The 14,459-nt window shown below is 60.6% G+C and carries 13 protein-coding genes; 3 read left to right on the top strand and 10 right to left on the bottom strand.

What is annotated here, in order from left to right; all coding sequences use genetic code 11:
• Nucleotides 1–5 precede the first annotated feature (5 nt).
• From H6851_13095 to H6851_13120, 6 genes are all read right to left on the bottom strand, one after another.
• Nucleotides 6–1,163, bottom strand: a complete 1,158-nt coding sequence (locus tag H6851_13095) for an amidohydrolase/deacetylase family metallohydrolase (GenBank protein MCB9944539.1) — start codon at nucleotides 1,161–1,163, stop codon at nucleotides 6–8.
• A 45-nt stretch (nucleotides 1,164–1,208) separates the two neighbouring features.
• Entirely contained in the window at nucleotides 1,209–2,216 is a 1,008-nt protein-coding gene (locus tag H6851_13100) for an ABC transporter ATP-binding protein (protein ID MCB9944540.1), read from the bottom strand.
• A 3-nt stretch (nucleotides 2,217–2,219) separates the two neighbouring features.
• The gene (locus tag H6851_13105) at nucleotides 2,220–4,097 is read right to left on the bottom strand and encodes an ABC transporter permease subunit (GenBank protein MCB9944541.1); all 1,878 of its coding nucleotides are present in this window, start codon (nucleotides 4,095–4,097) and stop codon (nucleotides 2,220–2,222) included.
• 33 nt (nucleotides 4,098–4,130) lie between these two features.
• Nucleotides 4,131–5,429: a carbohydrate ABC transporter substrate-binding protein gene (locus H6851_13110; GenBank protein MCB9944542.1), complete on the bottom strand. Its 1,299-nt coding sequence runs from the start codon at nucleotides 5,427–5,429 to the stop codon at nucleotides 4,131–4,133.
• Nucleotides 5,430–5,619: 190 nt separating this feature from the next.
• A complete protein-coding gene (locus H6851_13115) occupies nucleotides 5,620–6,453 on the bottom strand; it encodes a MurR/RpiR family transcriptional regulator (protein ID MCB9944543.1) in 834 nt (277 codons plus the stop codon).
• A gap of 198 nt (nucleotides 6,454–6,651) precedes the next feature.
• Nucleotides 6,652–7,815: a DSD1 family PLP-dependent enzyme gene (locus tag H6851_13120; protein ID MCB9944544.1), complete on the bottom strand. Its 1,164-nt coding sequence runs from the start codon at nucleotides 7,813–7,815 to the stop codon at nucleotides 6,652–6,654.
• Nucleotides 7,816–8,013: 198 nt separating this feature from the next.
• Here H6851_13120 and H6851_13125 point away from each other — a divergent pair, with 198 nt between their 5' ends.
• Both H6851_13125 and H6851_13130 read left to right on the top strand, forming a co-directional pair.
• Nucleotides 8,014–8,784, top strand: coding sequence for a glucose 1-dehydrogenase (locus H6851_13125; GenBank protein ID MCB9944545.1), 771 nt, complete (start codon nucleotides 8,014–8,016; stop codon nucleotides 8,782–8,784).
• An 11-nt stretch (nucleotides 8,785–8,795) separates the two neighbouring features.
• Nucleotides 8,796–9,560 carry an L-iditol 2-dehydrogenase gene (locus H6851_13130; protein ID MCB9944546.1) on the top strand — a complete coding sequence of 255 codons (765 nt, stop codon included), beginning with the start codon at nucleotides 8,796–8,798 and terminating at the stop codon, nucleotides 9,558–9,560.
• 25 nt (nucleotides 9,561–9,585) lie between these two features.
• Here the strand turns inward: H6851_13130 and H6851_13135 are convergent, their stop codons facing one another.
• A complete protein-coding gene (locus tag H6851_13135; GenBank protein ID MCB9944547.1) occupies nucleotides 9,586–10,017 on the bottom strand; it encodes a hypothetical protein in 432 nt (143 codons plus the stop codon).
• 162 nt (nucleotides 10,018–10,179) lie between these two features.
• The gene (locus tag H6851_13140) at nucleotides 10,180–11,562 is read right to left on the bottom strand and encodes a dipeptidase (GenBank protein ID MCB9944548.1); all 1,383 of its coding nucleotides are present in this window, start codon (nucleotides 11,560–11,562) and stop codon (nucleotides 10,180–10,182) included.
• Nucleotides 11,563–11,891: 329 nt separating this feature from the next.
• On the opposite strand from H6851_13140, the gene H6851_13145 reads away from it, so the two are divergent.
• Nucleotides 11,892–12,098: a hypothetical protein gene (locus tag H6851_13145; GenBank protein ID MCB9944549.1), complete on the top strand. Its 207-nt coding sequence runs from the start codon at nucleotides 11,892–11,894 to the stop codon at nucleotides 12,096–12,098.
• A gap of 116 nt (nucleotides 12,099–12,214) precedes the next feature.
• Here H6851_13145 and H6851_13150 read toward each other — a convergent pair whose 3' ends face one another.
• Together H6851_13150 and H6851_13155 are read right to left on the bottom strand one after the other, a co-directional pair.
• On the bottom strand, nucleotides 12,215–13,702 hold the full coding sequence (locus H6851_13150; GenBank protein MCB9944550.1) for a M48 family metalloprotease: 1,488 nt from the start codon (nucleotides 13,700–13,702) through the stop codon (nucleotides 12,215–12,217).
• Nucleotides 13,699–14,430 (bottom strand): thermonuclease family protein, encoded by a 732-nt coding sequence (locus tag H6851_13155; GenBank protein ID MCB9944551.1) that lies wholly within the window; start codon nucleotides 14,428–14,430, stop codon nucleotides 13,699–13,701. Before H6851_13155 ends, H6851_13150 begins: the two co-directional genes overlap by 4 nt.
• Nucleotides 14,431–14,459: the final 29 nt, after the last annotated feature.

Below are 14,459 nucleotides of genomic sequence, written 5' to 3' on the forward strand. Positions count from 1 at the left end.
CTCCATCATGCCCCGGCGCCTGCAGCGCCGACCCTGCTGAACCAGCTGCCGCCGATCACGCAGCCCTCGGCGAACAGGCGTTCGTCGACCGTGACCGCCTTGCCGGCCACGTCAACGAGATCGAAGTTTCCCTTGCGCATCGAAAGCACCGACACGTCACCGGCCGATCCCGGGCGCAGGGTACCGAGATCGGGCCGCCGCAGCGCCCGGGCCGGAGTCTCGGTGGAGGCGCGGATGATCTCGGGAAGGCTCATGCCGAGTGGCAGGAACTTGGAGAGCGTCGTCACCTGGTCGTGGACTGGACCATCGATGCAAAGGGCGTGGATGTCGGAGGAAATGACATCGGGCGGGAATCCATTGGCCATCATTCCGCGCGCGGTATCCCAGCCGAACGAACCCATGCCATGCCCGATATCGAAGATCACGCCGCGCTCGCGGGCTGCCAGCACGGCGGGCTTCACCTTGCCGTCGCCGGTCAGGGGGGCATTGGGGAACGGACGGAAACAGTGGGTCAGCACGTCGCCCGGTCTCAGCATGTCGACCACCGCCTCGTAGCTTGGCGGCGGCTCGTCGATATGACACATCAACGGCAGTCCGGTCACGTCGGCCACCTGCAGGGCGATGACGAGCGGGTCGATGCCTGATGGTCCCGAGGCATGGCGTCCGATGCGAACCTTGATGCCGATGATGTTGTCCGGATCGGATCGAGCGACCTCAACCGCTTCCCTTGGTGCCATCAGCCGCGCGTCGTGGCTTTCGCCCACCATGATCGTTCGGGAAAAGGCAAATATGCCGGCAAAGGACACGTGGAGATAGGCGAGGATCCGTGCCGTCGATGTCTCGATGACATGCTTCCTGAAGCCGGCATAGTTGCCCGGGCCGGCACTGCCGGTATCGACGAGGGTTGTTACCGCCGACACTCGGGCGAACGCGTCGGCATCGACACCCAGAGAGGTTCCACCCCAGTAGACGTGAGTATGCAGGTCAATCAGGCCGGGTGTGACGATCATGCCGGTCAAGTCGGTTTCTTCATTACCCGTACCGGCGAGCGAAGGACCGATTCCGGCGACCCTGCCATCCAGTAGCGCAATGTCATGCACGGCATCGAGACCCTGCGACGGGTCAATGACGCGTGCGTTCCGCAGCACCAGATCAAATTTCATGAAAGGAGCTTCCTTTTTGTTCTTGTCGCCGCAAGAGAGTGTTCATCAGACTGCCAGCCCGGTTTCTTCGTTGAACCGGTAAACCCGCTGGGCCGGCGCTGAGAGCCTGATTTCGGATCCGCTGGCAAGACCGCCGATCTCGTCCGTGGTCGCCCTGATGAGTTCTCCATTCACCAGGACGTCAAGGAAGAAAAAAGGACCGGCCGGCTCGATCAGCGCCACTTCGCCCGTCACGCTGAAGACGTCAGGGTCATCTTTCTCGTCGGCGGGTTTGAGGTCGTGGGGACGCAGTCCGAGAAGGATTCCGGCCTGGTCGGTGGAAGGGAACAGGTTCATCTTCGGCGAGCCGATGAACTCCGCCACGAAGCGATTGGCGGGATTGCGATAGACATCCATCGGCGCTGCGAACTGCTGCAGATGACCATGCGACAGTACGGCGATGCGGTCGGACATCACCATGGCCTCTTCCTGATCGTGGGTCACGAACAGCACGGTGAGACCGAGATCACGGGCCAGACGCTTGATCTCCGTGCGCATGTGCACCCGCAGGGCCGCGTCGAGATTGGATAACGGTTCGTCCATGAGCAGCGCCGTGGGATTTCGGACGATGGCCCGCCCCACGGCGACCCGCTGGCGCTGCCCGCCTGAGAGATCGGAGGGCATGCGTTCGAGCAGGTTGGCCAGCCCGAGGGTCTCCGAGGCCCAGGCAATCTGACCGTCGACCTGCTTGCTCTCGACCTTCTGCCGACGCAGTGGAAATGCGATGTTCTCGCGCACGGTCATGTGCGGGTAGAGTGCGTAGTCCTGGAAGACGAGGGCGATGTTGCGCTCCCGCGAATTGAGAGCGGCGACGTCCTGGCCGTCGAACAGGATACGGCCGCCGCTGATCTGCTCCAGTCCGGCGACACAATAGAGCAGGGTGGACTTGCCGCAGCCCGACGGGCCGAGCAGCGATACGAACTCGCCCTCGCGAACATCCAGATCGAGCCCGTGCAGGACCCGGGTCGCGCCATAGTCCTTGACGACATCTTCGATGGTGATTGAAGCGGACATTCCTCAGCCCTTCACGGCGCCCGAAAGCGCCCCTTCGATGAGATATCTCTGGAAAGCGAATGCCACCACGACCGGCGGCAATACCGACAGTACGGAAGCCGCGAACATGGGACCATATTCATGAAAGCGTGCCTGAGCGAGAAAACCTGACAGTACGACCGGTATCGTTTGTGCTTCCGGGGTCGATGTCAGGATCACGGCAAAGAGGAACTCGTTCCAGCTGACAAGAAAGCCGAAGATCGCAGCCGCCATCAATCCGGGGCGGATGACCGGCAGCAATACGCGCAACATCATCTGGAAATAGCTGCAGCCATCGATCCTGGCGGCGCGGTCGAGGCTCTGCGGTACACTCTCGAAAGTACTCTTCATCATCCAGGCGATGAGCGGCAGGAGAATCGACAGGTGTGCCACGACGAGGCCGACATGGGTGTCGATCAGCCCGATTGAACGGAAGATCACAAAAAACGGCAGAACCAGGGTCAGCGCCGGCGTCATACGCGTGAACAGCATCGACCACAGTCCGGCCTGGAAGACGCGGCTGCGTGGCCAGCGGGCGAACACATATCCGGCGAAGGGGGTCAGCATGAGAGCGGTGCCGACACTCGCCGCACCGACGATGAAGGAATTGAGCAGCGACAGCGGGACACGCTTGGCCTGAACCGAGGTGGTGCCACCGTCAGGAAAGAGGACTGCCTTGAAATTGTCGAAGGTCAGGGCCGAGGGAATGACCGAGGGCGGGATCCGGATCAGGTCGCTGGCCGGCGTCACGCTCATCAGCACGAGCAGCAGGACAGGCATCGCCGACCATAGGAAGATCAGGAGTACCAGAAGACGGAAGCCCAGCCCGCCCAGGGTCGCACGGACGGCCGGCGACAGGAGAGGTGGCTTCACCGCCGGTGCGGGAATGCTGTAGGGGCGCGAGATGCGAACGGCGACATCGCCGTCCCGGGGTGCGGATACTGCGGCGGCTCGGCGCCTGGTCCGGCGCGGGCCGAGCACAAGCACGTAGAAGATTGCCAGAAGGAACGACATGCCGGTCAGCAGGTAGAGCATCGCGGCACCTTCGCCGAAGCGCAGGAACTGGAATGAATAGACGTAGCCGAGCCAGGCAAAGACGGTGGTCGCCTCGCCCGGGCCGCCACGGGTCATGATCCAGATGATGTCGAAGGCCATCAGGGCATTGATCGTGGCGATGATGGTCACGAACAGCAGGCTCGGCTTCAGCCAGGGCAGGGTGATCTTGAAGAACCGGGTGATCGGCCCGGCACCATCCATCATGGCGGCCTTGTGCAGGCTCGCCGGCATCGACTGCAACCCCGCAAGGACCATGAGCGCGGTCAGGGGGGTCTGGTTCCAGACATGGGTCAGTGCCACCAGGTTGAGCGCCCGACCGCCATCGCCGAGCCAGGCAGTGGCAAGGAAGCCGAGACCCAGATCATGCAGCAGCCCGTTCAGCGCACCGATGTCACCGGCGAAGATGAATGACCACAAGACACCGATGGATACTGGTGCCATCGCCCATGGCACCAGCATCACCGAACGCATGAAACCCCGGCCGCGAAACGACTCGTTCAGTACCAGGGCAATCGCGATCCCCAGTACCGTTGTTCCCACCAGCGAAAACCCGACAAAATGAATCGTGCGACCGAAGGCATTCCAGAAACTGTTGTCCGACAGCACGAAGCGGAAATTGTCGAGCCCGGCAAAGCTGTTCTTGCGGGTGATCGGGTTGGCCTTGTGCAATGCCAGCCAGATCGAATAGAGCAGCGGCAAGCCGACGATCAACCCGACGATCGACAGCGTCGGACCGACCGACAGATAGGCAAACAACGGCGGTCGCGGCCGTGCGACCGCCGCCTGGCTGTTTGTTTTTACCGTAATCAAGGGTTTCCCCCTGTTGGGATCAACCTCTATTTACTGGTATGAGGTCTTCAACGCCTCGGCCTGTTCGGCAAGCAGGGCGACGATCCCGTCGGTGTCACCGGCGCCGCGGATATATTCCTGGACACGCTGCATCATGAACAGGTCCCATTCCGGGAACCAGATTTCCTTGGCAACCGAACGCGCCGTGGCCTTCTCGATCTGCTGGTTGGTAACATCGAGATTGCGCCACTTCCTGAAGCTCGCAACCACGTCCGGGTCGGCCATCAACTCCTTGTGGCCGGAACCGAGACCGAACGACAAGGCCCACTTCTTGCAGACGTGGTACTGCCCGTCCTCGGCCTTGCCGCCGAAGAACTGCAGCATGTTCCACACCCGTTCGGCATCGGCGTCTGCCCCCATCAGATAGCAGGCGGTCCAGGCGAAGGTGGAATGCGTCTTGCCGGGCATCAGGGCGTTGCTGACCTTGCCGGCGATCTTCGACAATTCGGGATTATTGACGACACTCTGATTGTAGTCGTGCATGAAACAGAACACGTGGCGGCCCGAGGAATAGGCCGGAATGCCTTCATTGGGCTGGGTCATGATGTCTTCCGCGACGAGCCCCTCGGCATAGAGCGTGCGGTAGAACTCGAGCACGGTACGCAATTCGGGCTGATCGACGAAATTGCCATCGGCATCGAAGACTTCCGCCCCCTCGGCATACCATGACCCGAACAGCGACCATGACAGTTCCGGCCATTTCTGGCCCCAGGCACCGTTGAATGGCGCATCGGACACGCCATCCTTCTTGAACTTGCGGCAGGTATCGAGAAGCGCCTCGAAGCTGGCCGGCACCTCGGTACCGGTATTGGCCAGGGTTTCCTCATTGTAGAGAAAGGCCAGGTGCCCGGCGTAATAGGGCATGCCCGCGAACCGGCCATCGGGCAGCGACAGCGATGACAGGGAGGCCGGGAACAGACCGGCCTTGATCTCGTCCACGCCCGGCAGGCCTTCGAGATCGCGCGTCCAGCCAGCCGTATTCCAGCGTGCCACGCGATCTTCCTCGGCGTACAGCATGTCGATCTTCTGGCCGCCGATCAGCTTGGTCTCGACGATCGGGTGATAGTCGCCGCTGACCAGCTCATAAACGACGTTCTCGTCATAGAGATCCATGAAGATGCCGACATTCTCCTCGACCATCTGCGGCTGGAACTGCCATCCGATGAAGTCGATAGGGTCGGCCGGAGCCGCATGTGCGCGCCTTCCAAGCAGGCTCGCCGCCCCCAGTGCAGCGCCTCCCTGCAGAATCCGCCGGCGCGAGGTGAGAAAGCGATCGAGTTGATGGAACATGGCCGCAACCTCCTTGTTGATTTCGCTTCTTTTGCTCCGTGGCGCAAACGCCCTTTCCGATTTGTCCAGACTTGCCCATCGACAACAGGACTGACAACTGAAAATTTCATTTTTATGAAAAATATATGATATATTGGCAAGTTTCTCTTTGAAAATTCAACCGAATGAAGAAAGAATCTTCATTTTTCGATCAATCCGACAGGGGGCGCCATTGATCCGGATCGATATGGGCGACGAACTGGCGTTTGATGCGGCGGAGGGATTCCGTCGAGTTCTTGCGGCTGCGCATGGCGGCGCCGAAGGCGATCATGTCGATCGCAAGCAGCATCGAATATCGCGCCGACGTCGGGCAGAGGACATCCCCCTCGTCATGAGTGTCGACCGGGATCGCCAGGTCGGCGGCCTCTTCGATTCGCGACTCAGGCGGACAGATGGCGATGCAGTAGGCTCCGTATTCGTGCGCGATTCGCATCGCCTCGAGTGTCGCGTGGTTGTTGCCGCCCAGCGAGCAGCAGAGAATGACGTCCTCGCGGCGGGTCGTTGCTGCGAACATTGATTGCATGATGCCGTCGCGGCAGGGAATGACGGTCAGGCCGATACGGAACAGCCGGTTCTGCACTTCCTCGCAAAGCCAGCTGGATACTCCGCCGCTTCCAAAAGCGTAGATCGCCCGTGCCGCGAGCAGCCTGTCGATGGTCTGCTCGATGACATTTCCCGGAATCCTGAGGGCAATCGCGAGGCCGTGCCGGGCCCGGGTGACCGTATACTCGCGCATGTCCTCGAAGGTGGTGGGAGGAGTCGATCCTTCGAGATAACGCGCTCCGATGCTCATGGTTTCCATGACCATCAGCTTCAGGTCGCGAAGCCCGTCGCATCCCACACTCCTGCAGAAGCGGGTGATCGTCGGTGCCGAAACACCGATCCAAGAGACAAGTTCCTCGATAGGCTTGCCGACGAACTGGCGCGGGTAGGACAAGATGGCCAGGGCAATCTTGCTCTGGGTCTTCGACAATGTTGGCAGCATGTTGTGAATATGGCCAAGAATATCGGTATTCGAAACTTGGCGATGTCTGGCAGCTGCAGAGTTCGGCATTTCTGGCCCATGTTATTCACCGGTCGCACCAATTTGCGCGGGCAATATAGTTCACGTGGTGGGGATATTGTCGAAAAATTGGCGATCAACCCGGTCGGATCGATCCCGGTCCGGGCGGAAATGTGTCGCTCAATAGATTTTGCCGCGTGCGGATATCGGCCAGACGGTTTCCACCTTTCCGTGACGAACGCCCACATACCAGTCATGGAGGTTGGCGGTCGGGTCGCAGTGACCTGGAACCAGACGCAGCTTCTCGCCAACCTTGAGGATGCCCCGCTTGTCTTCAATCACACCATGCTCGTCGGAACACTTGACGTACCGGATGTCGTCACGGCCGAAAACGGATGGCAGGCCGCTGTCGACAGACTGGGCCTTCAGGCCGGCATCGCAGATTGCCAGGTCCGCTTTCACGTGACTCATGACCTGGGTCAGGATGAAGAGGGCGTTTTCCCATTCGGCCTGGTCGATGCGTTGCCCGTCCTTGTCGAGAATGCGCCCGTAATCGGCATCCATGAAGGCGTAGGAGCCGCACTGCAACTCGTTGTAGATGCCCGAACCGGCCTCGAAGCAATAGGATCCGGTGCCGCCTCCTGAAACCAGTCCGGGCTCGAGCCCGACCGATTTCAACGCCTTCACCGCGCTTTCCACGATCTCGATTGCAATGTCGAGCTCCGCCTTGCGGTCCTCGTATCTGTCGAGGTGCTGCATTGCACCCTGATAGGCCTGTATGCCGTCGAAGCTCAGGCCGGGTGCAATATCAATGGCTTTCGCCAGCGCAACAACGTCCTGCGATGTCGTCACGCCGCAACGCCCGGCACCGCAGTCGATCTCGACAAGACAGCCGAGGTGGGTGTCATTTCTCTGCGTGGCTGTCGAAAGTTCCGCCACGTTGTCGATATCGTCGACACAGACAGTGATGTGCGAGCCGGACCTGGGAAGTCGTGCAAGACGGTCGATCTTGCGAGGATCGCGGACCTGGTTTGTCACCAGCACATCCTTGATGCCGCCGCGGACAAAGACCTCCGCTTCCGACACCTTCTGGCAGCAGAGGCCGATTGCGCCACCGAGTCGTTCCTGCAACCTGGCGACGTCGACCGATTTGTGCATCTTGCCGTGGGCGCGGTGGCGCATGCCATGCGCCCTGGCATAATCTCCCATCTTCCTGATATTGCGTTCCAGTGCATCAAGGTCGAGAATCAGGCATGGCGTCTGAATGTCCTTTTCGTCCATGCCCGGCACGGCGGGCACGTCGAAGCCGACCTCGAGCTCCTCGAAATGGATCGGTGCGGTCATCGGTCTTTCTTCCTCAGTTGGCCGGGCACAGTTTGCGGCAATCGGTATCGTTGCCGCAAACGTCTTCCGTGCCTGATCGAAATTCCAGAGATACCTTGGCTTGAACGATAGTGACGGCGTACCATCAGGGTCAATCAAGGAGCGCCCTCGGGCGAAGCCTTGTTCTTGAATGATGAGCCACAGGGGAGAAACAGCATCATGTATCTGGAAAAATACAATCTTGCCGATCGCGTCGCCGTCATTACCGGAGGCAGTCGCGGAATCGGGCTGGCGACAGCCCATGCGCTGGCCGAGAACGGAGCCCGCATCGTCATTGCCGATATTCTCGCCGATGTTGGCCGGACGGCGGCGGAAGAACTTCGAGGCAAGGGGCACGACGCGCGCTTCGAGTTGCTGGATGTCACGAAACCGGACGATGTGACCGCGCTTGCCGACCGCCTGAGGGAGGAGATGGGGCGCCTCGATATCCTTGTCGCCAATGCCGGTATTGCCAGCAATGACAAGGGCGAGAGCTGTAGCGACCAGAACTGGAACCGGGTGATCGACATCAATCTGAACGGTGTCTACTGGTGCAATCGGGCATTCGGTCGGCACATGCTGGAAGCCGGCCGCGGTGCGATCGTCAATATCGGTTCGATGTCCGGCATCGCCTCGAACAAGCCCCAGGAACAATCCCATTACAATGCGTCCAAGGCCGCCGTCCACATGTTGACGAAGTCGCTGGCGGGAGAATGGGCCCAGCGTGGAGTTCGAGTGAACGCCGTGGCACCCACCTATATCGTGACCGAAATGACAAAGGGTGGGATCGAGAATTCGCAGTGGTATCCGACCTGGATGGAGATGACCCCGATGCATCGCTGCGGGGAACCGGATGAAATCGCATCGGTAGTCCTGTTCCTTGCCAGTGATGCCTCCAGCCTGCTCACCGGCTCCATTGTCGTCGCCGACGGCGGCTATACCTGCTGGTAGGAGGACGAGGAATGAAGTTGCAGGACAAGGTTGCTGTCGTCACGGGCGGCGCACGCGGAATCGGCGCAGCGATATGCCGGCGATATGCCGAAGAGGGAGCCAGGGTTTTCGTCGCCGACATTCTGGCCGAGGAGGCAGAAGCTACCGCCCGCGAGATCGGTGGCATCGGTGTCAGGCTCGACGTCACCAGCCGACGTTCCATCGATGACATGGTCGAAAGGGTTGTCGATGTCGCCGGTGGCATCGACATTCTTGTCAATGGAGCGGCTGTCTTCGACATGGCGCCTTTCCTCGAAATCACCGAGGAGAGCTATGACAGGCAGTTCCTCATCAACGTCAAGGGCACCCTGTTCACAAGCCAGGCGGTGGCCGCACGCATGGTGGAACGCGGCAAGGGGGGCAAGATCGTCAATTTTGCCAGTCAGGCCGGCCGTCGCGGCGAGGCCCTGGTCGCCGTCTACTGTGCGACCAAGGCTGCGATCATCAGCCTTACCCAGTCGATGGGGCAGGGGCTCATCAAGCATGGTATCAACGTCAATGGTATTGCCCCCGGCGTCATTGATACTCCCATGTGGGACGTCGTCGACGGGCTGTTTGCCAAATATGAAAATATACCAGTTGGCGAGAAAAAAAGACAGGTAGGCGAGGCGGTCCCCTACGGCCGCATGGGACATCCCGGGGATATCGTCGGTGCGGCAGTGTTCCTGGCCAGTTCCGATGCCGACTACATCGTTGCCCAGACGCTCAATGTCGATGGCGGCAACTGCATGAACTGACGGGGTTCCGTACGGGCGGTCGCGATCAGACCTCGCGGTCGATCTTCGCCAGTTCGACCGCAGCCCGGATGTCGATCTCGTTCAGCGTCGAGTCGAGGCGGGCATCGCCCGTCGCCTCGTAGCCGGTTTCAACGAGCTGGCGCAAGCGGTCAGGATTGTATGCTGCGACCCCCAGCCCGAGCGAGGCATCGCGCAGCTCCATCAGCATGTCCAGTGTGTCGCTGCCGTGCTGTCTGGCCCGCTCGTGACGTTCCTCGACGTCTTCGGCACCCTGGGCCGCGATGATCGACCCCAGGGATGCCAGGGGAGCGGCACCTGCCAGCTCCACCGGTGCCTGCGTTGCGCCTTGCGTGCGCGCCGCACTCTGGGAAAATGCATTTGCGCCCGTCGATGCCGTGCGATTCAGCGCCTGTCGCCGCTCCGCACGGCTCGGACCCGGCATGGATGCAATTCGCATGGGTCACACTCCGGTTGAAGATGGAACGGTCTGTGCTTCCTCATCCTGAAGGCACAAGGTTAACGAATCGTTAACGGCACGTTGATGGTCGGCTCGCGACCTCCGTGTTCCCGTTCAGGTTACTTGTCGGTGTCATGCGAATTTCCCTGATCGACGACCCTGTCACTGTGAAGAAAGTTCATCCAGCAGCAAGGCGTGGGTCTTGATGCCCCTTTCGAAACAGATCAGGTCGAATTTCTCATTCGGGCTGTGAACCCTGTCGTCGTCGAGTCCGAAGCCCAGCAGCAATGTATCCATCCCGAGAATTCCGGAGATCGACGCCACGACCGGGATCGACCCGCCGCAAGCGATGGTTACCGCCTCGTTGGGAAAAACCCGGCTTGCCGCACGTCGCGCCGCGCCGACAATCTCGGTATCCTTCGAAACCAGTATCGGCGAACCCAGCCCGAGATCCGCCACGGTGACCGTCGTTCCCTCGGGCTTGTTCGTCTCGAAATAGGTCATGATGCTCTGAAGCACCTTCTCCGGGGACTGACCGGGCACCAACCGGCAGCTTATCTTGGCTGAGGCCTTCGATGGAATGACGGTTTTCTGGCCGGCGCCGATATATCCGCCCCACATGCCGTTTACATCGAGTGTCGGGCGGGCCCAGATCCGTTCCAGCACACTGTAGCCGGCTTCGCCATGAGAATGCTTCAGTCCGGCGGTCGCCAGGAAAGCCTCGGCATCGAAGCCGCTTTTCTGCCAGTCGCTCACCTGATCGGCGCCGATTTCGACGATGCCATCATAGAAGCCGTCAAGCATCACCCGGCCATTCCCGTCGTGCAGTCCGGCAAGGAGATCGACCAGCGCATTCAGGGGATTGACTACGGCACCACCGTACATTCCGGAATGCAGGTCGTGGGAAGGGCCGGTCAGAGTGACTTCGGTGTAGACGATGCCGCGAAGCATGGTCGTCACGGCCGGACGGTCCGGTCCGGGCATGCCGGTGTCGGAAATGACCGCGACATCCGCACGAAGGACATCCGAATGCTCGCGCATGAACGGTTCGAGATTGACGCTGGCTCCTTCTTCCTCTCCCTCGATCATCACGGTGATGTCGAAGGGCAGGGAGCCGTGAATGGCGATCCACGCCCGGAACGCCTCGATCCAGGTCATCACCTGTCCCTTGTCGTCAACCGCACCGCGTGCCACGACACGCCGACCGTCAGGTCCGTCGACAATCGTGGGTTCGAACGGCGGATGATCCCACAGTTCGACGGGATCGATGGGCTGGACATCATAATGACCGTAGTAGAGCAGGTGGCGATGACTGTCGCCGGCCGACTTGTATGTGGCCAGGACGATGGGCTGTCCGGGCGTCTCGCAAAGCCTGGCTTCGAAACCGAGCCCGGCCAGTTGCTCGGCCAGCCAGGCTCCGGCGCGGCGGGTATCGGGATCGTAGGCCGGATCGGTGCCAATGCTCGGAATGCGCAACAGTTCACAAAGACGCGCCACGCTGTCTTCGAAATCGGCATCGATTTTCTCGATAACTGCCTTCACCATGCTCCTCCTGCATCCATGGACCCCTGTCCCCCTACGGGTGGTGCCCATCTTCTGTCATCGAGTATGCCTGCGCCATACCTAATGAAGCGGTCGGCTACACATTCAGAATTTCTTAACTGGACGTGTTGTAGCACGTCTGGGTCAACAGCCTTGTGGATATTCAACCAATAGTAGGGTATTCAAGGAGGTCAGAACGCCTGGTGACATCGGTCACGCGAATGGTCGGCAGAGTGATACGCGTCACGCAAGCGTCTCATTCGATGACCTATTATCATCAGGTGTGGAAGACAACGACGACACGCCGCTGACATGCTTGAAAAGGAACAGCCATGACCTCTCTTGCCTCGATCCGCGAAAGACTGGCGCGACACCACGAGCAAAAGCACAAGGTGGAAATGGAAGCCCGTCAACCCGTACGCGAGCTTCACCTCGTTCGTGTGGAGGATTCGGAATTCTATTTCTTCGAATTCGAAGCCGCCCTGCGCAAGCTCTACGAGATACCGCAATCCACGATCGAGCGCATTACCGTCCATTGACATGGAGGCACCGGCATTGTTTCCGATGCAACGATGTCATCCGGTCGGGACATGCCTCAAGCCCCTGCTCGCAACCAGTTCCGAACGGCTTCGATATGTCCGGGTTCCGGGCAGCTTCATCCGCGAACGATCAGCTTGACCTTGTCGCCTGCGCGCAACTCGCGTCCACGATCAAACCCGTTGATCATGATGAACTGTTCGCGGGGCAATTTCTCAACCTCCATGCGGCGGGCAAGACTGTCGATGGTGTCGCCACTCTTCACCTCGACGATCCTGATGCGCAGCGGCTTGAACCCTGCCGCCTCCGTGCTGCTCATGCGCGCGAAGCTCTGGGCGGTCGAGATCAGTGCGCGACGGTCCGCACTCCCGAAATCGGCAGTGAGCAGGGCGAAGCGATAGACCTGACTTCCACCGTCCCCGATGACGACAAAGCCTCCTTCGGCCGTGCCATCCTGCATCTTGACCGGACCATAGCCGACAGCGGCCTCAAGGCCGCTGTCGAGCCTCAGGCGTTCGACATCGTTCATGCGGCTCATGTCTGCCCAGCCTTCGGCAGCGTATCGCGTGAGGGGCTCGTTCGATGAGCGTTGGCCCATCGTGAAGATGATCACCCGCTTGTTCCCGCGGCCCAAGACCGCCGATGCGGTATTCTGGAGCGTATACCCCTCCGGCATCGAAAAGCGGAAGCGCAGGGCGGGGTGGATGAACTCGCGCCCACGGACGTATCCCTGTTGCGGGCTCTCGCCATAGACCATGCCGTCGATTTCGCTCAGGAAGCGGCTCCGGTCGCGCTCGTCTCCGTGCGTTCCGCGCTCGGTGACCCGTTCTCGTGCCTGGACCACCCGATCCGGCGTGTAGGGATGCGACGCGAAGAAATGATCGATGTTGCTTGCCGAAGCCGATTGACCGGCAAGCTTCGCTTCGAGCCGTGCGCTTGTTTCAAGTGCTTCCAGGAAATCAGCCATGGCGCCGGGGTCATAGCCCGCCCGGGCAAGATAGCGGACCCCCAGCTTGTCGGCCTGGAACTCCTGGCTTTGCGAATATTGCGCCAGCCCGCCGCTGACGGCGACCTGTCCCAGTTGCGAACCGAGTTGCGCACCGACATCGCCACCGAGTATGGCTCCACCGACGGTACCCAGCACATTGAGAATGCCGCCGATCGCCGTTGCGGTCTGGCGCTCCGCACCATGCCGGCTGGTGACGTGGCCGATCTCGTGGCCGATCACGCCGGCAACCTCGGCTTCGTCATCGGCCAGCGCCAGCAGACCGCGGCTCACATAGACATAACCGCCAGGCAGGGCGAACGCATTGACGATATCGCTGTCGAGCAGGGTAAAGGTGAAGGGGATGTCCTTGTATTCGGAGACATTCTTCATCCTGTTGCCGATCATGTCGACATACGCCCGCAGCCTCGGGTCATCATAGGCACCGCCGTATTGCTGCAGAATCCTGGGATGTTCCTGCTGTCCCTCCCGGATGTCATCCTTGATGTCACCGGTCGCAAGGCTGAGACTGCCGTCCGACCGGGAGGTCGAGCATCCGGCCAGTGGTGCCAGAATTGTAACCAGTGCCAGAGTGGCGGCGCGAACGCGCAGACCCGTCATTCCAGAATCTCGATCTCGTGGCGGTTGGTCATTTCGATCATGGGTCCGTCCTCCTCGAACAGCCAGCCACGCACCATCACCTTGCGCCCGCCAAGCTTCGTGACGTCGAGTCCCTGCCGGGACAACAGTCTGGCGGCCTCTGTCGGGATGCGCACGGTGAAATCCTCGCGCCAGCGTTTTCCGAAATTGCAGTAAACGTAATAACGGGTTGGCGTCGATTGCAATACCCGTCCCGTTACCAGGCCGTAATGGCCTATGAGCCTGCCGGCATCGTCATGATCGACAGGCCCGGCAAGTCCCCCGGCCCATATCCCGGACCTGCGCCCACGTGCCTGCTTCTCGGCGGCCAGCAGTTTTTCGGGATCGGTGACGGTACCGAGGTCGGGGCGAAGGATTCCAAACCCCTCGGCGAGCAATTCCGCCACCAGCGGCTGCCCTTCATCAATGGAAATATCGATCAGCATCCTGCCGCCACGATCGAAGGACGACCTTGCCGGGTCGAGCGTCAGTTCTTGGCCGACGACGCGTGACCGCAGCCAATCCAGCACTTCGGGTCGAGCGACAGTCCAATGCCTGCTTCCGGTTTCCCGTTTGGGAAACTCGATGTGTGCGAGCCTCAACCTCGATCCATCGTCCGCCACAAGCTGAGCCGCGTCGTCGACATCGACGATGCGCACGATCTGCTGCCCCGATCCCGCCGCCGGCCCTGGATGACCCCACGAACACATGAAGCCCGCAACCTCCATGGCCAAGCACC

This window comes from Geminicoccaceae bacterium, from assembly GCA_020638465.1.
Classification (GTDB): Bacteria; Pseudomonadota; Alphaproteobacteria; order Geminicoccales; family Geminicoccaceae; genus JAGREO01.